16 protein-coding genes are annotated in these 18,971 nt (G+C 39.0%); 2 read left to right on the top strand and 14 right to left on the bottom strand.

What is annotated here, in order from left to right:
* Positions 1-35: 35 nt before the first annotated feature.
* The 8 genes from M9194_RS18220 to M9194_RS18185 all read right to left on the bottom strand — a co-directional run bounded on the left by M9194_RS18220 (position 36) and on the right by M9194_RS18185 (position 11,419).
* Complete coding sequence (locus M9194_RS18220) at positions 36-3,905, bottom strand: hypothetical protein (RefSeq protein WP_250614124.1); 3,870 nt, start codon at positions 3,903-3,905, stop codon at positions 36-38.
* Between the two features lies 1 nt (position 3,906).
* Positions 3,907-4,311: a CesT family type III secretion system chaperone gene (locus M9194_RS18215; RefSeq protein WP_250614123.1), complete on the bottom strand. Its 405-nt coding sequence runs from the start codon at positions 4,309-4,311 to the stop codon at positions 3,907-3,909.
* Between the two features lie 392 nt (positions 4,312-4,703).
* On the bottom strand, positions 4,704-7,415 hold the full coding sequence (locus M9194_RS18210; protein ID WP_250614122.1) for an ATP-binding protein: 2,712 nt from the start codon (positions 7,413-7,415) through the stop codon (positions 4,704-4,706).
* A 287-nt stretch (positions 7,416-7,702) separates the two neighbouring features.
* A complete protein-coding gene (locus M9194_RS18205; RefSeq protein ID WP_250614121.1) occupies positions 7,703-8,254 on the bottom strand; it encodes a hypothetical protein in 552 nt (183 codons plus the stop codon).
* Between the two features lie 22 nt (positions 8,255-8,276).
* Complete coding sequence (locus M9194_RS18200; protein WP_250614120.1) at positions 8,277-9,350, bottom strand: alanine racemase; 1,074 nt, start codon at positions 9,348-9,350, stop codon at positions 8,277-8,279.
* Positions 9,343-10,596, bottom strand: a complete 1,254-nt coding sequence (locus M9194_RS18195) for an ATP-grasp domain-containing protein (protein WP_250614119.1) — start codon at positions 10,594-10,596, stop codon at positions 9,343-9,345. Before M9194_RS18195 ends, M9194_RS18200 begins: the two co-directional genes overlap by 8 nt.
* Positions 10,597-10,679: 83 nt before the next feature.
* A complete protein-coding gene (locus tag M9194_RS18190; RefSeq protein ID WP_250614118.1) occupies positions 10,680-10,835 on the bottom strand; it encodes a hypothetical protein in 156 nt (51 codons plus the stop codon).
* Between the two features lie 365 nt (positions 10,836-11,200).
* Complete coding sequence (locus M9194_RS18185; RefSeq protein WP_250614117.1) at positions 11,201-11,419, bottom strand: hypothetical protein; 219 nt, start codon at positions 11,417-11,419, stop codon at positions 11,201-11,203.
* A gap of 53 nt (positions 11,420-11,472) precedes the next feature.
* Between M9194_RS18185 and M9194_RS21845 the strand changes: the two genes are divergently transcribed.
* Both M9194_RS21845 and M9194_RS21840 read left to right on the top strand, forming a co-directional pair.
* Positions 11,473-11,811 carry a transposase gene (locus M9194_RS21845; RefSeq protein WP_431769424.1) on the top strand — a complete coding sequence of 113 codons (339 nt, stop codon included), beginning with the start codon at positions 11,473-11,475 and terminating at the stop codon, positions 11,809-11,811.
* A complete protein-coding gene (locus M9194_RS21840; protein ID WP_431769422.1) occupies positions 11,712-11,957 on the top strand; it encodes a transposase in 246 nt (81 codons plus the stop codon). Before M9194_RS21845 ends, M9194_RS21840 begins: the two co-directional genes overlap by 100 nt.
* Before the next feature lie 69 nt (positions 11,958-12,026).
* Here the strand turns inward: M9194_RS21840 and M9194_RS18180 are convergent, their stop codons facing one another.
* The 6 genes from M9194_RS18180 to M9194_RS18155 form a co-directional block, all read right to left on the bottom strand.
* Complete coding sequence (locus tag M9194_RS18180) at positions 12,027-14,651, bottom strand: hypothetical protein (RefSeq protein WP_250614116.1); 2,625 nt, start codon at positions 14,649-14,651, stop codon at positions 12,027-12,029.
* A gap of 540 nt (positions 14,652-15,191) precedes the next feature.
* Positions 15,192-15,881: an OmpA family protein gene (locus M9194_RS18175; RefSeq protein ID WP_250614115.1), complete on the bottom strand. Its 690-nt coding sequence runs from the start codon at positions 15,879-15,881 to the stop codon at positions 15,192-15,194.
* A 26-nt stretch (positions 15,882-15,907) separates the two neighbouring features.
* Positions 15,908-17,152 carry a TadE/TadG family type IV pilus assembly protein gene (locus M9194_RS18170; protein ID WP_250614114.1) on the bottom strand — a complete coding sequence of 415 codons (1,245 nt, stop codon included), beginning with the start codon at positions 17,150-17,152 and terminating at the stop codon, positions 15,908-15,910.
* 2 nt (positions 17,153-17,154) lie between these two features.
* Positions 17,155-17,706, bottom strand: coding sequence for a tight adherence pilus pseudopilin TadF (tadF, locus tag M9194_RS18165; RefSeq protein WP_250614113.1), 552 nt, complete (start codon positions 17,704-17,706; stop codon positions 17,155-17,157).
* Positions 17,687-18,184, bottom strand: coding sequence for a TadE/TadG family type IV pilus assembly protein (locus M9194_RS18160; RefSeq protein WP_250614112.1), 498 nt, complete (start codon positions 18,182-18,184; stop codon positions 17,687-17,689). Before M9194_RS18160 ends, tadF begins: the two co-directional genes overlap by 20 nt.
* On the bottom strand, positions 18,171-18,965 hold the full coding sequence (locus tag M9194_RS18155) for a tetratricopeptide repeat protein (RefSeq protein WP_250614111.1): 795 nt from the start codon (positions 18,963-18,965) through the stop codon (positions 18,171-18,173). The genes M9194_RS18160 and M9194_RS18155 overlap by 14 nt, the downstream gene beginning before the upstream one ends.
* Positions 18,966-18,971 lie beyond the last annotated feature (6 nt).

Raw genomic sequence — 18,971 nt, 5'->3', positions numbered from 1 at the left:
CAGTAGAGAGTATCACTCAGGTCATTGCCACACCTTCAGCCCAAACGGTTTACGTTTAACGGTTCTACGCCCGATTTAACCGATAGCGGCTCCTTATGTGGGTAGTATTGCGCAACAAGCTTTAACTTTGAGAAATCAATATCATTCGGCAAGTTTTGATTACGTGCACCATATTTAAACTCAATTTTCCCCAACTTTTCCGTTAGGCTATAACCTACTGAGTTAGAAAGGTTTAAATTAGATATTCCTCCTTCATGGGTGATATGCTTTCTGGACGTTTTTTGGAATTCTATTTTAGCCAAATGATAATCTATTTTTGCACTTTCTCCCTTGTAATTGAGTTTTTTTACGACTTTCTCTAACTGTCCAGAGATACTATTTCCCCTATCTGACATCGGTGTAAACCTACTTGTCATTCTATCGGTTAGTTTGCCATGGAAAGCCATAAGAGTATTTTCAGCTTGTACGGGATCATCACGTAAAAAGGAGTCTAGCTTGCCCAATACCTCAGTATAGTCTTGCGCAAGTGTCTCAATTTTTTCTGGCAACATAGAGTACTCAGCAATCGCCGTGATATCAGAAGTTTTGTTGTGAGCAAGAACTTTTTGCCTAGAGAAGTCTTTCTGCATAGAATCTAGCTTTTGTACTTTGTCCGAATGAGGCTTGATACTTAGCCCGGTAATGCTTCTATACGTATGCTCTTTATCTTTTAAATAATCACTCAAACTAACAGTTGAAATCGGCTCATCCACACCCATTAGCTCACCTAGAACTGACGGCTTTACAGGTTGACGTAAATTAAATGCTTGAAAGTCCTCACCACTTTTTTCTCGTTGTTGCGTTATCCCTTCATCAAGGCCCTGGATGATTTTACTACCAATCTCAACCAGAATTCGTTTAGATTCATTTGAAAGTTTAGGGTTTTCGTTTATTTTATTAACTTTATCGGTGATTTTATCTGCATATTCCTGCGCTTTTTGCGTTTCTACACCCGACCGTTGCAGCAATTTGGCATCAGCTTCACCAACATCAACTGCGCTGCTAGGGCGTTTTGATCTTATGTCTAAATTTTTCGCACCACTTGGAGTTTCTACCCCATGATTAGGCACCAACTTGTCAGATAAATTTGAACTTGAGCTTTCTGACAGAACACTTCTCAATGAATGAGGAATATTTGAAGGCAATACAGTTTTCAACTCCCTTGACTCCTCTATCACTGGCAGTGGAAAAGCGTGAACATTAGACGCACCATCTCCCATTGCATAACTTTGCATTACGATAGGCATAATCTTTGTTGAAAAATAGGGCTTGTAAGTGATCCTCATACCTTCTAATTTGCTTTGTAACTGCTCTGGCTTGTGCTCACGATCGCCGAATGCGAAATCTCTTGATCTAGTGTAGCTCGCTATATTTAGGTTGAGCTTGGCACCTAATGCTGTTCTTGGAGTCACTCCAAACACTGGATCTGTTCCACCTTTCCAATCAGTACCGACTTGCAACCTTGATTCTGAACTCCCCTCTAGCGCTAACGATGTAGTGTTCGATTTATTTGTTTGATATTGTTTTTCCGTCATTTTAAGTGCAGGGTCACTACTGGATATCGTTTCCGTAGCCGGTTGTAGAGATACACTTCCAGGATCTAACAATGCTTCCATAACCCCAGGCATGTTTTCAGGGCTTACCGAAAACTCGAAACTTCTATTGAGTTCTCTTGCATGGGATAAGATAAGGTTAGCTTCGAAAGGCATAACAGTACCCCATTTTAGTGATCCCACAGTTTGTTTTATCGGTTCAAACTCGAGTCCCTGCCCTGTTCCAGCCAACAAAACGGCAGACTTTTCATGTTTATTGGCAAACTTGACAGTGATGTTACTCGACTTATCAGGAGCAAAAGAAACGTCGTAATTGTTATGTAGTGAGGCAACAGCACCCGCGAACCACCCAGTATGATCACTCCCAGGGAAAACAGCGGGAATTCCTCCATTGGCCATACCAAAGAACATTCCTGCCTGGAACCCCTTATCAAGCTTAATTGACTGGCCTTCTTGCAAACGGTTAACTTGCTTTGTCAGTGCTTCAATTTTGCTTTGAGTTTCTGAGTTGTAACTATCTGCTGATCGAATCAAACTCTCTAAGCGATGACTTTTTCCCAACTTAGTCATCATCGTATCAATAGAGGTATAGTCTTTTAAACCGGGCATTCCTAACCTAACGGCATTAACTAGTAGGCTGTCTCTTTCTGACGACTCTATATCACCCATATCAAGAGATTTGTTTATAGCAAGCAAATCTTCAATGGCTGAAGCGAAGACAAGATCAAATTTGCTAGACGCCTCATCCGATGTTGAGACATCTTTTTTATTCCTGAGTTGCGCAATGGTGGCTTTAATGCCATCGACGCGATTTACTAGTCGTGTATACGCCTGTCTATTTTCATCTTTAACTTGCGGCTCAGCACTTTGGAGTTTCTGCAATATATCGTCGACTAATCCATTTAAGTCCTTTGGTTTAACATTGTGTATATTGGTCTTGCCATCTATGGGTTCTAAGTCAGAATTTTTTCTATCTCTTGAAGAAAGCAGTATCTTATTCAGTTTATCTAATGCCTCTGTTGCCCTAACTTCAACCTTCTTCACTAAGTCTCCATCTTCTGCTACTCGTCCAGATTGAGTGGTTGTGATTTTTTTCGATGAATTGTAATCCTTCAAATGACCAAGTATGACTGACTTGTTTTTTGTTAATTCTTTTCCTTTATGGCTTAAATTCTGATGCCAAAATCTTATTTTGGGTTCAATATGTTGTACTTTTGCTACCGTGCGCGCTGTTTTTTTGGCCCCAGTAGCTATAGCTTGAGGATTGACAATAGGGACCTCCTTGTGAAAAATTTGACTGATGGAATTTCCGAACAAGGGGATGGTTTTAAGCTCAGCATTTCCCAACCTACGCGAATCAAAGGGCTGTCCTGAGGTGACACGTTCCCTGGGATCACCGCCAATTGCCATATTCAAGCTTTGAGGTCCCTTGTGACTATATTTTGCCACACCAGATTCCCAGTCAATATCCGCTTTTTTCACATAACGAACTCTTGCTCGTCCTGTCGTGGTATCTTTTGCTGTAACCTGATATCGGTCACCACAACGTTTAACATCTACTGCGTCAAGGAAACTACCTCTGAATCGCAACTGTTTAGGTGTACGTTGCCCTCTACTATCACTGGCTTCCAAGAATACTCGACCATTTTTTACATAAAGTCCGTCTACCGCGGTGTTAGTTTCAAACACTTGCTTTGAGACACTTTCAGCCTTAACTCTGACTTGAAGAGGATCAGACAAGTTTGGCCCTTTATTTTGGGATATCTCTAACTTATGAAAGGAATTGTCCTTGTTCTTTAATTGGGCATATATATTACCGTCCTGACCTATTGTAAGGCTTTTATAGCTATCTGCAGTTTCTAAAGTGGCTTGTCTAATTTTATTTCTTCTCTGCTCTGGTTGTTGAAAATTATGTGCCTGGCCACCTAGGCCTTTCGCTGAAGCTAGCAGCGATTTCATGAGGTTCTTAGGTTTACCCGCAATAAGGTTAAGTTCTCCCCTATGGTTAAGGCCTAGGCCGTAAGGCATAGCATGTGAACCATTTACACCACCTAAAAACACATAGTTTTCTGGTTTGACGTCAGTACGATACATCTCAATTTCATCAAAAAACAAATAGTGGTCGATATCGGTAGGTTTGACTTCTGGATACCATGATTGTGGAAGGCTATTGGTACTGATTGCTGATGACGTAGGCTGACCATTAGCAGAACAACTCTCGGCAGCTATAAATCCTGCCGTAGTGTTTAACTGACTCTTTTCACCTGCGCTTGCTACTTTTGGAGCGCTGTTTGCTATAGGAATAATTGGCATTTTACTGCTCCTCAATCAAACGAACTAAATCACTCGCAATCACTCGCATATTATTAAGTGCGTGACTAAGAATTTGCCCGTTACTGAGGGCCTCTGGTAGTGAATAATTTAGCGTGATTTCCGATGTGAGGTTATTTACTGCTAGCCAGCAGCCGCGTACAACATCCATTCTGGAGTTAAGCTCTAGAACTTTAGCCAATTTATTAGTGAGCTGGAAATCGTTTGGGTCGTAACGACTAACGGCAGAATAGATATGTATTACATCGCTATTATTAGGGCACTCAATAACCCATTGATTTTCGAGTTCATCATAGAGTTTTATCGCACCAAGTTCGATGTTCAGATCTATCTGAAGAATTGACGACAACTCATGTATCGTTTTACTGATGTTACTTTGGGCATACATTGTACACTCCTTTACCATCTGGCTTTGCCAAGACCTACTGCTCTCAACGGCTATCCACCATAAAAGCGCAACATCCATTGCGAACTAAATGGTCACTTACTCCTTTTGTGACTGCCCGAGACCTTTGAGTGAATTAAAAATCTCACTATCAAAAATAGCTATAAAAGAATCCAGATAGAAACCAAGCTCTGATACGACGCATAATTAACCAAATCTGTTATGTTAGAACGTATCACGAAAAAAATTGACTTGTTATAGGCGTATATACCTATTTAATAGTTTGATAACATGATTCAAAAAACACCTGATAGCTAAAATATACCTAACCCGCTTAAGAGATGACCATCAGCAAAATAATCTAGCTTCAAGGATTAAGTAAAAAGACCCATTTACTACTTTCTTTCAGAGTTCATTTTTACCACCTGTTCAACCAAATCGCTTACCGATCCACCGGAATGTAAGCCATGTTCAATCTCAATCGAGATTCGATGAATTTCTTTGATGCCCGCACTGCCAGCGACACCTTTTAACGAGTGATTAGCTTTATCTAATTCATAGACGTCATTGGCTTTAGACGCTCGAACCAAGTGCTCGACGATGGAGTCGAGTTCCAGCTTAATTCTGTCTTTATTCAACACAGAGCGCTGAACTTTACTTCTTGGTGGTAAATCAATACCACGCTCAATTTGGTAGGTAATTATTTTTTCGACAACCTTAGATAGATGATTGAGTGACACAGGCTTAACTAAGTAATCGCTCATGCCTACTTTAGTCACTTCATCCAACTGTCTTTTATCTGCATCAGCTGACACTGCGATAATCATACAGTCTGGGTCGAGTATTTGACTTGTGTCTTTAAGCCACGATGCATACGTCTCCCAGCCGTTCATATCTGGCATCCTTAAATCAAGAAAAACTGCGTCATAGATGAACTGTTTACCCATTTCTAAAGCTTGCTGCCCACTCGATGCCATATCACACCTATGACCTAATTGGCTTAACAGCGAACTGAGTAAAATACGGTTGGTTTCAAAATCATCCACAACAAGAAACTTTAGCGACCAAGGCTGAATATCCGATTCACAGTAATCTAGTGGTGAATAACTATTATGGTAAAGGGTGGAGACGATATTTCTGTACAGCTTTCCTGGTTGATATTTATTATTTATATCAATATCGCTATCCTCTGATAGGGAAAACTCCACCCGCCATTCAGCCAACTGTTCACGCAACGCGTTTGGAGCCACAACTTTGTCTTTTTGGACAAGTTCTATATTGTTCTCTTGAATTGAACTAGCTGGGATCACTGCCGTAAATGTACTTCCAACTCCTAGTTTGCTTTTTAAGCTAATATCTCCACCCATAAGCTCGACGAGTTTTTTAGTTAAAGACAGTCCAATTCCGGTTCCAACACTGTATTCATCCACTTTTTCATAGTTATTAAACACTCGTTTTTGATCCGATTTCGAAATTCCAATCCCAGTATCTTTAACAGAAAATACTAGCTTTGAATCTTCATATGTTACTAAAATAGAGATGGAGCCAGATGTCGTATATTTAACGGCATTGCCTAGCAAATTAATCAGAACCTGGCGAACGCGAGTCTCATCACCTAGGACAATAACAGGTACGGGTTTCGTCACTAAGCACTCTAATTGTATTTCCTTTTGCTCCGCGATATGGCTTATTGTATTCATTGCCTGATCAATAACATCAAGTATATTGAACCTATCACTCGATATAGAAATTGTACCCGATTCAATTCTCGACAAATCGAGCAGGTTGTTAACAATATCGAGTAATACTGAAGACGATTCACTTGCGGTAGAGAATAAGTAATCATTGTTAGAATCACTGTTGGTTTTTTTTAATAGCTCAAGTGAAATCATTACCCCATTAAGCGGCGTTCGTATCTCGTGGCTGATATTCGCGATATGCTCATTCTTTCTTTCGTTGGCTTTCTCCGCTTGTTTTTTGGCTTCATAAAGCTGCTGGGTTCTTTTGTTGACTTTCTCTTCAAGCTTAAAACTAAACTTGTCTAACTCATTGAGCAAACTATTAAAGTGCTTAGCAAATCGTCCCAATTCATCGTCTCTTTCCACTGGTAAACGCGTCTTAAACATGTTTCCGCTTGATAAATCCATGTGCTTTGAGAAAGCGTTCAAAGGATCACTTAAATCCCTCTTAATTTGAAAATAAATATATATCAATAAAAAAACGATTAGAAAGACTAACAGGAGTAGCATATGAACCACTGGTTTTATAACGGGTTCAATAATTTTACTGGTAGGATAAAGAATGATGATATCAATCGGGGAACCTCGAATCTTCCTTTTGGCTACCAGATAACTTTTTTCACTATACAGTTCATCTTTAGATTTAATCTCACCCTTAGTCTTAATCAATGAAAGTTCATTAGCATTAAGTTTTTTATCTGGGTCATCAACGCCAATAACCTCATCATCTTTATAGAGATACAGAAGCTCATACTTCACCTTATCCTTAGCTTGTATATTATAATTATCATTTCCCTTTACAAGAATTGAAATGCCTACCATTATTCCATTTTTCTTCTTGATGTACATGGAAACCAAGTCATTACCGTTAGAGTCAATGCTTGTTCCACCCCAAGAAAAACCATTATCCATAGAATTGTACTGCTTTATAATATTATTCTTTCTCGATATTGATTCATCTCTAGTTTCACTTGGGTCACTAAATAGATAGAGCTTATTATCATAATTATTGTATATAAATGCATTATGATAATAAACATTATGAGTTAAACCAACTTCAGGTATGATGTATATTTTTGTTTTTGAATTTTCGTCATAAAATTCATTCAATATCACTTTTGAATGTTTTGACAACAATACAGCCCAATGGTTGGCCATTTTCTCTAGATTGTTTTTTGCTGCGACTATTCTCAGCTCTTCTTTATCCCTTATTAGTTTTGTAACTTCGGAAAGGTTGTTAATTGTGTATACCTTGAAATCCAAATAAACGTTAAACATAATACTTACAGAGAATACCAGTAAAACAAAGAATGTGATAAATAGCGTTTTTTTAATTAATCTTTTCGACAATGAACCTTCAAGTTCCATTACTCTAACCCATGTAAAACGTTGATATTAATATTATTGACGCTTTCGAGGATAAGTCAACTTTGTGAGATGGGTATTTTATTATAAATGATTAATAAATATAAAACATATAGCTAATAGCATATAAGGGGTAATATCGTAAAGCTTAAATTTTGAAATTATTTCAGTGAAGAACAATGAGGAATTAACCTGACAGACAGAAGTGTCCGTCAGGTGTCATATAAAAGCAGGTTGAGCGTTTAGTTTTCTGCGAAGAGTTACGTTTTTATAAATAGAGATAACAATATTTATTTGTCATGATTATAGTAGCTAATAACCATGTCTATGATTTCATTTTTTCTTTTATCCGACAATTCGATAAATTCTACCGGAGGCCCAGAATACTTTAATGATTTAAACCTGTTATTGTACTTAGCATATGGTTCACCTATCACGCTTACCGATAACGTGTAATCGGTTATAACATCAACAAAATGGCCTAACTGAGGATTTATCATTTCATAGTATTGCCCAGGAGCAATGATTTTTGAGGAGTATTCTCTTTTTTCTCTTTCTACTTCATAATGAGAAAAGGTGGACTTGTACTTTCCAGACAACACTCTAAATGCAGCAGGTCTAGGATGTAGATGCCATTCCGGATTTTCTACTGGGTGCATTACATTGATAAAAAACTGGAAATTTTTAAACGGTAGGTAAACTCTTTCAAATGTATGTTTAAATTTCACCCCCTTTCTGTTTGGTTTAATCCATCTAGTTCGCCATATCGTTTTATCGTCTAAGTATTCTGGAATCCTACTTTCAACCGACTTTAAAAATTCAATCATTTTCCCTGAAGACACTATTTATCCTTGTGATTATTTTTCATACAACAACTTTCTTTATATATTTTGAATTAATTGCATTTCTTGTTGAAACATATTTAGAGTAAAAGAAAATCTTATCGCCTACTTTATATCTATTACCTCCAGAGATTGTTACCACCAACATTTCACTGCTTGCACCCACAATCACAACATTTTTGTCTACGGGTTCAAGGTGCTCATAAGGCGCATCACTGTTGCCAATATTTACAATGGCCCTTATAGCATTAACACTAGGTATGGTATCTTCCTTGAATAGTAGACTACCTCCGTAATTTATATGATCGCCAATACTCCCATATGGGCGATTGCTTTTACACTTTATCTCTATGATCTCTGCACTAATAGAGAAAATTTTATCTGACATACCATTTATTAATGGGTCAACCTCTGAAAGCCCACCAAAAAATAGTGAATACCCAATCCTATAATGATTTATTCCGTCTGGTAAGGTGTCGCTTTCAATTAAACCAATCGATTTTGAAGACCCAGCAGATACCCAACTTATGCTATGCTGCAGCCTGCTCTCTAGATCTCGCTTTATTGAAACCAACTCAGAGAACTTGTCCCGTGTTGGTAATACACCAGATAAACAATAAAAATTCGCTCCAATGCCAACTATTGAAATATGACTTAACTTTAATATTTTATAAAAATCTTTAAGTAGACATTCAATGGGAATACCTTCTCGAATATCCCCCATTTCTGACATCAACACCACCTTATGCGTCTTATTCTTTTTTTTAGCGAAATGGTTTAGTTTTTCTACTACAGAAACCTCGGTATTAAAGCTAATATCGGAAAATTCGACAATATCATCGACCTCGTATAAGGAAGGTGGCCTGATGTAAATTGTCTCAACTGTCTTATCTATAGACTTAACTTTCATCAAAGAATCTATTCTAGAATCTAGTATTTGGTTCGGATTGAGCTCCAATATTTTTCTCAGATAAAGATCATTCCCCGACAGCAGCTTTGTAACCACTCCCCAAGATGCTTTTCTTTTTCCAAACAGGTAGTTAAGATAATTGTAATTGTTCTTGAGGTTTTCAAAATTAAGTAGAACTTCAGCCATAATTAAACTGCGACTTCACTTTCTGTTCTACAACGTTAATATTTTTATTTATCTCTTTCCACGTATCAGATAGCACGCCAAGAACATAAAAAGAGTTATGATAGATTTGCCTCAGATCTTTTGGTTTTATGTAGTTCTTCTCTCTTGTTATTTTCACTTTTTCATAGCAAATAACACCGTTATCTATACTTGGCTTTTCAAAGTCACCCATATAACCGCCTGGATACGGAAAATAAAAAAAAGCGCCAGACTTAATACTTTCATCGTGACTAACATCTTGACTTATACCAAGTTCTGAAAAAATATGTACTCTCTCTAGATTTACTCCATATATATGTTCGTACAACTCGACAGTGCCAAAGGGCACAGGGCCTGGCGGCCTAGCTGCAATTTCTACAAACTTCAAATCACCGCTGGGCATGAGCATGACTTCCATATGAGTCACCCCATTTGGCAACTCAATCGAATTTTTGTATAAGTTGAGAATATTCGCATTAAACTTAGCTATTTTTTTGAACATTTCATGGGAGCTGGGAATCGTTTTTACAATAGCGGGAAACCCATGAGAAAATGAGGTACACGGGTATAAGTACTCACTTACAAATACTGATTTAATTTCCCCATTAAGCACTACCGTATCACATTGAAACATAGACACTGAATCGAGATATTCTTCAAATATATAAGAATCCAATTTCTCTTTATTGAGATGAATAAAACCGGTAAGCTCCTCTTTAGTCGATAGCTTTTTCGCATCTATAGAGGTGGTTCCATCGACAGGTTTAACAAAAATGGGGAAGCCTAGATCATTGCTAATCCTATCTACTATTTCATTTTTATTATATTTTAGTAAATTAATATTAATGTACTTGGCAAAGAGTTTATCATCATTAACAATAGACTTCATTTCTAACTTGTTTAAAAACCGAATCGCTTGATGATACTTTGCTCCTCGTATATTAAATTTATCTCTGATTTGTGACACCATTTCTACACAGCTTTCTTGTCTTGTCGATATGAAAAATCTGCCATTAGGTGAGTTTTTTATGATTACATTGTAGATATCTCTATACTCTAGACCTTCTACTTTGTATATTTTATCAAAATAGGCAATATCTTCTTTTCTTACGCATTGTTCAACACCCTCTACTATAAGATACAAATTATCTTGGTTAGATAGAGCTTGTTTAATCTCCTTGATACCACAACTGATCAGATAGTTTTTCGCTACAATATAATAATCCATAAGCACATAAAAGTATGATTTACACTACCCTAGTTAGAATGATTATATCTAGGAAACTGCTAGAGCTCCCTAGATAATGCTCATTATCGATCCATATAGTCGCAACTTATCGAGTCCATAAAGTCACAGACTGCTGAGTCCATAAAATCACACACAACTGAGTCCATGAAGTCACAGACTGATGAATCCATAAAATCACACACTGCCGAGTCCATAAAGTCACAAGTTAAGTCTTTCATAATTCCTTCCTAATTTCATAGCAATAATTAATTTTCATATAACTGGTTAATTTACGTAGAACCATATTCACTAAATGCAAAGACCAATACTCATTTAGTATTTAATCTCAATATTTAATAAAACTATTTTCAATTAAGATATCATTGAAATTTAATTTGGTATCTAATATCAACTACATGAAAATTTAAATATAATGATACTTTTATATTTAACAATGTTTATCTAGAAAAATTAGCATGCTGGTTCCACGATTAAAAATCCAACGTTACTGTTCACACCTACGTAACAATGGAGGTTGTAAAAGAACATAACGGCTACTCTGCTGTTGGGAGCATGACAGATTTATGCGTATAATGACGCTTCATTAACCTTCACTACCCATGACTGCTCGTTCATCTGCCAACCATATCAGCCCAGAACCATTAATTTCGTCTTCGAGTACAACAAAATCTGGCAACACCTGGTGGAGAATGATGTCAACCTTTGAGATATTAAAATCAGCGAAGTCACTAAAATGCTTGTCTGCGGCAACCCCACATTGGGCTGTAAGGAGCTGCATTGTGAAAATGACGACTGTATCCATTTCAAAAACCTCTGGTTTACTTGCTTTAAACTGTAAAACAGCAGGGGCTAGAGATTGGCATTGTCTGCGCGCTGCATACCTTTGGCAGTCGACTCACTTGGCATCCACACGAGCATGCGTCGCTCACCCTCGGCGGGATGAATGTGTACGGTGATTGGAAAAACCTCGCCTACCGTCATGAAAACGTCGAACAACGCTGGCGACATAAGCTATGCGATTTTCTGCTATCAGAATACGCCTCTCTTAGTATCGAAGACACAGAGCATCACTGTCGTGATTTCGATGAATTCCGATGCTTCGTCACACGCAAAGACCGCGTTTCTGGCTTGTCCATTTCGTCCGAAAGACTCAGCACCCCAATTCCACCATCAATTATCTGGGTCCATATCTAAAGCGCCCACCGATTTCTGGAGCAAAGCTGGCTTATTATCTCGACCATCATACGGAAAGATATGAAGTCGAGCATGTTACCCATTTGAGCTGTCTAAGCGGCTCACCCAACACATCCGAGCTATTGCACTACACTTTGAGAAACTAAATTGGCTGAGTGAGAAGCTTTTTATAACTATCACAGGTTATATGACTGTACCGCCATAGCCCGGTGTCTTTAAGACGGTAACATAACTTTCTTTTTTTTCGCCCCACCACTTCTAATCCTATCACCAACTTCTACATTCGGTGGATCAGGTAACTTCAAGTCAGGAGTTCGCACAATATTGCTGGTCGAAGCTCCGGCTATGTGTGAAGGTCTTGAAATAATTTCACTTATCTTCTCTTGCTCACTATTAATTTTCCGAGTATCTGTAATGAACTGTTCTAATTGTCTAGGAAATTGTGCATTACTTGTTATTGCTTTATCAACGGTAGGCCTAACCTGATCTTGGACAGCATCCGCACACCTAATTATTTGCCTAACTTCCTCTTCTTGCCTCCTGCACTCTAGGGCTGCCTTCTGGTCCTCCGTGAGGGCCTGTCCAGCTTGCCGTTTTTGTTGGGGCGCTTGTGACTGATGTGCTTTCTGAGTTTCCTGTGATTGCGATGCTTTTTTCGCTTTCTCAGCTTTCTGATATTCTCTCACTGCCGCATCATGTTCTTGTTTGGCTATACTGGCTGCCAGCTCATATTCTTTTATCGCTTTTCTTTGTTGATAGTCGGCTTCATTTCTTGCTTTGTAAGCCTCATCGTCGGCTTGACGCCTTGCCGCCTTCATTGCTTGCTGGTTTTGGTAATAAGCCTCACCTTCTTGTCTCGCTTTCTCTCTATGATATTGAGAAAGATTTGCCTTTGATGCACTATACAAACTGGTACTCACCGAAGAAGCCGCCTCTCGAGCCTCTTTAGCATACGGATAGTGGGGGTTTTCTCTTAGAACATCCTCAACTTTACCTTTTATCTCTGTATCTGCACCATTATAACCTCCAAGTCTAATCTCTCCTGTTGTCGGGTTTGTATAATACTTGACATTTTCTTGTCCCTTAGCGAGCGCTTCCTCCAACTTTCTGGAGACACGGTTTATTTCGGCTTCAGGAGGACCATACTTAGTCATCACCTTCTTGAGCTCAGAGTCCATTCTTTTTTTATGAGGGGCTATGTTTCTTTCAAATTCCTTTCCATATTTCCAACCCCAATACTCTTCTCTCCTTTGAGCTTCACGAAGCTCTTCCTTAGCCGCCTTCTTTCCTTCACCATCGTTTTCACTCTTTGCTGCTTCAATGTTTGCGGTTGCTCGTTTAACGTCTTCCCTTATTCCATCTATGTCACTATTGCTCTTATCCGCTCTTATAGCAGAAGCTCTAGCAGATTGATGCGCTCGTTTTTCGGCAACCTCATTGTCTTCATATAACCGACGAAATAGCTCTTGTGCTTCTGGAGGTACAGCTTCTGATGAGGAGTAGGTGCCATAACCACGGTCTTTTAGCAATGAGTTTGCATTTTGCTTAGCTTCACGCTCTTTCTCAGCAATAGGCGCACCATGTTCAGCCATCACTTGCTTGATCGCAGATTCCATTGTTTTCTTATGAGGGGCAATTTCTTCGCGATATTTCTCAGTGTAGGCCCGCTCCCATTTTCCTTGCCTTTGGTGAGCCACCCTAACCTCTTGCTTCGCCTCTCTCTTAGCTGATCGTCTTTCTAGTCTACCTGGTATATCTATAAACCCTACTTTTGCATCGCGTACGTCTTGAAGGTGAGCGTCCGCCTGCTGAGTACCTCTTCGCAAATCGACGATATCACTTCGGTCTGGATCCCTACTAGTGGCATGTGTTCTTGAAGAACGCTGGGCTTGTTCTTTAGCCGCTTCATTTTTTGTATGCAGTTCAGTATATTTTTCTTGTGCTTCGTGAGGAATAAATTCTGATGGAGCATATTTCCCAAATCTATATTCTCCAAGTAACGAGTTGGTTTTTTCTCTGTTTTCAGCTTCTGATCGAGTGTTTGAAACAAGCTCAGAAACAGACTCTAAATCTTCAGTTGCTGAGCTGGATTTTTCACTCCCAGCTTTTTGAGTCCGCTCTTGTTCGACACTATTTTCTCTAGCTCCGATGAATTTAGGTGTCACACTTCCAAGGCACTTCAATCTTGGTAAACCATTGTCATCTCGACTAAATTCAAATATAGGCATCTCTTTGTTATGGAAGCCACTTCCTGATTTTTCAAACTGTCTTTGAATCTTATCCTTAAAATCATCAAAACTTAGCCCAGTTTTTGACGGGTAGAACAATAGTCCAACAACTCCTTTAGGGTTCAAGCCGAGCGTTTGTATTTCACTGTTATCAATTCTTCCCGTTGTACTTTTCTGCTTCTCAACAAGATTACTTTTTAATTTTGATAAACCAACCATTACTTCTTCAGAACTTAACGTCTGTTTATCGATTGGTTCGCTACTGCTAGAGGCTTGGTCTGTTTCATATATTCCAATCACATTTTCACTTAGACCATGAGGTGAAGCCAAAACTGCAAAGTCTCTAGGCATCAGACCAGTTTCAGGCCCCATTTTATAGTAATTATCCTTTAGCTCAGAGCTCATCAAACTCCAATTCCGTTTTGAAGCAGTGGTTTTTGTATCATTCTGAGTTTCACCTGTTAATTCATGCCACAGGTTTTTTGTTTGCACACTTCGAATTAATAATCCGTCACCCGAAAATAAATCGAGTACGAGTTTACTTTTCTCACTAGCGTTCGAGGAAGAAAACTCAACACTTACTCCCTTACTTGACTGCGGTTTTGTATCCATATTTGGCGAAGGTGAGGACACTGATGGAGAGAGCTTTTTTGGCAAAGGTGGAGGTAGTGACGGAGAAGCCATACTTGGCAAAGGCGGAGGTGGCGGTGGAGGAGCCATACTTGGTAAAGGCGGAGGTGGCGGCGGAGAACCAACGCTAACTGTTGAAGGTACTGGTGCTGTATTGGATACACCCTCAACCTGTTTCGATAAACTTGAGCTAGATCCTGTATGGTCACTTAAAGGGTCAGTAAATTCTAATTTTGACGTACATGAGTTGGAACTAGAACCAGGAATACTTTCACTTTTCATATGTAACTCAATCTGATAATGGTTGACTAAAGTGGCCTAACAATGACAAATTGTAGTCACTATGTAATTCATATTCCTATGAGTACTTACCCGGATAGAATCTATTTGTTGTCGATAATGATGTAGAGCATCTTTAATATATACATTTATATAAAAGGAATCGTGACTCCAATTAGTTCAGCTAATTAGAGCTACGATAAAATGTCCGAAGAAATACAAATATGTTGTTAGTAAGCCGCTTCAATGGTCCGCAGCGTTGGCATGAATCATAATATCGGTCCTACGATTCTTAGCCCTACCAGCAGTGGTTTTATTGCTCGCAATTGGCTTAGACTCTCCATTACTTTTCGTCACAAGTAACGTTTTACTGATACCATGACTAGAGAGGTAGTCGGCGACACTCTTTGCTCTTCTGTGTCCTAGCTTGGTATTATACCTTTTAGAACCAGTGGAATCCGTATTGCCTGCTACTGTTAACGGAGATGTTTCATGCTTTTCTGTCTTTATTAATTGGTTCAAGACATATTTCGATTTTCTGGTTAGCTGTGCTTTGTCAAAAGAAAAGTAAACGCGAGCCAGCACTTTTCCGTTTTTTGAAACATCCACACTGTGTGATTCAGAAAGTGCCGTTTTAAGCAAATATTCCTCACACTGTTTATTTATGTTCTCTCGACTAAACGAATCATTGTTAACCACAGCTTGTTTTATATATTTGTTCGGTGATACAGCATCAAGTTTCTGAATTTGATTAAACGCACCTTGGTTTAGAGCTACTTGCTTCCCCTTACCCACTGTCACTTTATTTTCAAATACACCATACTTTGAGCCACAATAAAGACTGTAGGCTTCACTAGAATCAATAGTAGTGTTAGCAAATGTTAGAGATGGCACTACAAATATTGTAACGGAAAGAAAAAATATCTTTTTCATAATATTATTAAAAACCTTTATTTTGATTACCGTAAATGACCTGTTTCTTCTGCAAAATTATCCACTAGTGAATCAATGTATTTCCATAGTTGCTCGTCCTTAGTAACTTCAAAAATATGATCTTTTCCAACACAGTCAACTAATGGAGCGTTGAGATTAGGGTCATAGCCAAAACCTACAAAAAATATTCCCGTCGTTACTTTTCTACCATCAAATGCTTTTTGTGAATTTATCTTATCTCGTATATTTTTACACAACCCGTGATTCACTAATTTCTGAGTATCCTTGTAACCGTAATCCTGCCCATCAGATATGATTATTAATAACCGCCTTGGGTTATGTCCTTTAATGAGAAGCTGAGCCGCTCTGATTATACCATTCCATGATACAGTACTTCCAACTGGGCTAAATTTGGAAAAAGTTGCAACAAATTTATCTAGTTCGCTCGTCAGTGGAATATCATGATACCATCTAGATTCGTTGGTGTTACAATAGGACTTATCTTTAAGTTTAAACATGTCTCTAATGGTTGTCTGAATATCTGGATTCCAAACTGTAGCTGTTCCACTTTTGGATTTCGCCTGGGTTAATTCACATATCGTTTTTGAGTCTGAGGGTGTAGTGTGGGTGAAAGCACCATAAGGCGCAGCACCGAGAGTACTTAGAGAAGGCGGATGATTTGAGTTGGCAATTTTAAGATGATCGACGATTTTCGAAACCGTGTTTTTTAACACATCAATTTTCACACTTCCATGAGGTAATTTACTCTGCATACTACTAGAAAAATCTGTAGCTAACGAAACATCAACTGGGCTTGAACTGGTCATTACCTTCTGCGAGACTGCGGCACTACTTACATCATAGCTGCGACCAAATCCACCTATCTTGGGGTTACCGAACCAAGAATCCTCTTTCACCATAACCTGGACACCGTATTGATAACCGCTTTTAAACTTCGCTAAACACGATACCCCTTTTGTCTGGCAATTCGTACGACTAACCGTGACGCTTGGCACCGACTGTGGCGACTGATCTGGAACATATGCATCAACATAATTTGTCACGAGGCTGATACTATCTTGGCTATTTGTTGGCTCATTAAGCGCTGCGACCGCAATAGACGCCACTTCGGATGCGTCATCCAACAACGCCCTTGTTTGCAAGGCGTGGGCTGCATCTGTTGCTAGAGGAAAAAGGGCAACCATTCCTGCCAGCATCAAAACAAAAATAATGCTAGCGATCCCTTTTTGCTTTTTACGACTATTACTCATAATTACCTACCGATAGAATAAGAGGACGCTTCAACTCGTCTGTAGTTGCCAGCGTGTAACAGAGCAAAGTAATTAACTCCCTTATAGCAAAGCGTCACTCGATATAATGGGGCTTGCCTGCCCCAAGTGGTTACAACAGAGAGGTTCTGATAGCTGGCAATATCGCGTGGTACATTGCAGTGATAACTTCCTAATTCAAATCTCGTCGGCGTTCCTACCGGAGGTTTGGATGAATCGAAGGTTAAACCTTCAATGACTGCGCCAAAGTTGCTGTCATCATACCCAGACAAGGTTCGGTTTAAAGAATTCTGCGCAATAGTATATAGAGCGTTAGCCTCAGGTTGGGTTAATGTATAGTTGCCATTATAGAGCTGTGTCCGTTCTCGCAATATACTGACCAGTGAGAATGAAAGCCGCTCAAGTTGACCTTTAATCGATAGTGAAGCAACGGCTTGAAAACTAAAAATTAAAATCAAGCATATAACTGTCGTTATCAAAGCAAATTCGATAGCGTAAATACCGCTTTGTCTATTTTTAGAATGGGAATTTATCACGTTGATATTCCTGTATTACGATCATTTCACGAGACAGCACTAAAGGCTTAGTATTGAATAGTTTAGTGACAGTGTTAAACAGCTCATAATTGACATGATAGATAGCTATAGCACTGCCAGCTGCACCACCACATTTAGGGTCTGCCGGGCTAGAGCAAATGTTCTTCTTGGACTCTAAATCATTGATACTAGAGGCATACTGAATAGTAATCTTAAAGTTTGCAGGGTCTATTACATGTCCCCATTGTGAGCCACTACTCCTAATCACGTTCTCTATCGTAGCGAGGTAATTGTTCGAGCTATCCTCAGTGACTTTTGCTCGCCGCACCGCTTGGGTAATAATTAAATCCGTTACAGAAGAGACATACGAGAGGTAGCTGACCTCTAGCCATGCCATCATCAACAGCCACAAACAGAGAAAGCCCAATGTAAACTCAATCGTTACAACCCCACGGATATTAAACTTAACTCGTTTCATCGCTTACTTCTTTCTTCTTAGGTGACAAATGGGCACTGACATTCTTATGCTTCGCTTGCGCTAGAGATATTCCCTTCATCGATTTTATGGTGAAATACAGTCGAGAAATGTCCTTTTGACTGAGCTTCGGTGCTAATATTTTTTCCACCAATCTCAGGTCACCTGATTTTGCTGCGGCAATAGTCAAATTTGCCGTCATTTGTTCATCAGCATCACCATTTTCATAGAAAGGCATAATACGTTTTACTGCTTTACTATAATCTCCCTGTAATATATCAAGCACTACTAGGTTATTAGTGACTTTTTCTTCGTCGTAAAAATGCATTCTCGCCAGGTTAAAATAGTGCCTTGCTTTGTCGTAATTGCCCATATTTGAATAAATAATGCCCAGGATATTCTCCACTTCGCCATTATTTTTATCGATACGATTCGCAAGACTGGCAAAATACATTGCTGATCTGTCATCACCAAGCATAAGGTGCGCTTTAGCTTCTACGACTAAAGAAGGTATCGTGGGTTTAGAATTATTGATGGGCGATATAATAAATACGGATGAACTTGGGTCTCCATATTCTAAATATGCCTGCGCCAACTTAACCCTAATAGAGGGAGAATCGGTGACTTTCAGCTTTTTCCTGTAGTAATTGATGAGTCCTTTATAATTTTTAGCGGCGGCAAGCGTTGTTTCCGTCGACGTTTGTTTGTGTTTGCTAGGATTAGAAACACATCCGGACGCCAGTAATATCATCAGTATTACAATACATTTTTTATATTTAAACATGGGCTA

Source organism: Vibrio sinus, from assembly GCF_023634645.1.
GTDB lineage: Bacteria > Pseudomonadota > Gammaproteobacteria > Enterobacterales > Vibrionaceae > Vibrio > Vibrio sinus.
The sequence above is the reverse complement of the archived record's forward strand: the minus strand, read 5'-3'. Positions and strand labels throughout refer to the sequence as shown.

Coding starts and splice junctions, on each gene's coding strand:
- M9194_RS18220 (WP_250614124.1), bottom strand. CDS start 3,905: ATGCCAATTATTCCTATAGCAAACAGCGCTCCAAAAGTAGCAAGCGCA.
- M9194_RS18215 (WP_250614123.1), bottom strand. CDS start 4,311: ATGTATGCCCAAAGTAACATCAGTAAAACGATACATGAGTTGTCGTCA.
- M9194_RS18210 (WP_250614122.1), bottom strand. CDS start 7,415: ATGGAACTTGAAGGTTCATTGTCGAAAAGATTAATTAAAAAAACGCTA.
- M9194_RS18200 (WP_250614120.1), bottom strand. CDS start 9,350: ATGGCTGAAGTTCTACTTAATTTTGAAAACCTCAAGAACAATTACAAT.
- M9194_RS18195 (WP_250614119.1), bottom strand. CDS start 10,596: ATGGATTATTATATTGTAGCGAAAAACTATCTGATCAGTTGTGGTATC.
- M9194_RS18190 (WP_250614118.1), bottom strand. CDS start 10,835: ATGAAAGACTTAACTTGTGACTTTATGGACTCGGCAGTGTGTGATTTT.
- M9194_RS18185 (WP_250614117.1), bottom strand. CDS start 11,419: ATGGATACAGTCGTCATTTTCACAATGCAGCTCCTTACAGCCCAATGT.
- M9194_RS21840 (WP_431769422.1), top strand. CDS start 11,712: ATGCTTCGTCACACGCAAAGACCGCGTTTCTGGCTTGTCCATTTCGTC.
- M9194_RS18180 (WP_250614116.1), bottom strand. CDS start 14,651: ATGGATACAAAACCGCAGTCAAGTAAGGGAGTAAGTGTTGAGTTTTCT.
- M9194_RS18175 (WP_250614115.1), bottom strand. CDS start 15,881: ATGAAAAAGATATTTTTTCTTTCCGTTACAATATTTGTAGTGCCATCT.
- M9194_RS18170 (WP_250614114.1), bottom strand. CDS start 17,152: ATGAGTAATAGTCGTAAAAAGCAAAAAGGGATCGCTAGCATTATTTTT.
- M9194_RS18160 (WP_250614112.1), bottom strand. CDS start 18,184: ATGAAACGAGTTAAGTTTAATATCCGTGGGGTTGTAACGATTGAGTTT.
- M9194_RS18155 (WP_250614111.1), bottom strand. CDS start 18,965: ATGTTTAAATATAAAAAATGTATTGTAATACTGATGATATTACTGGCG.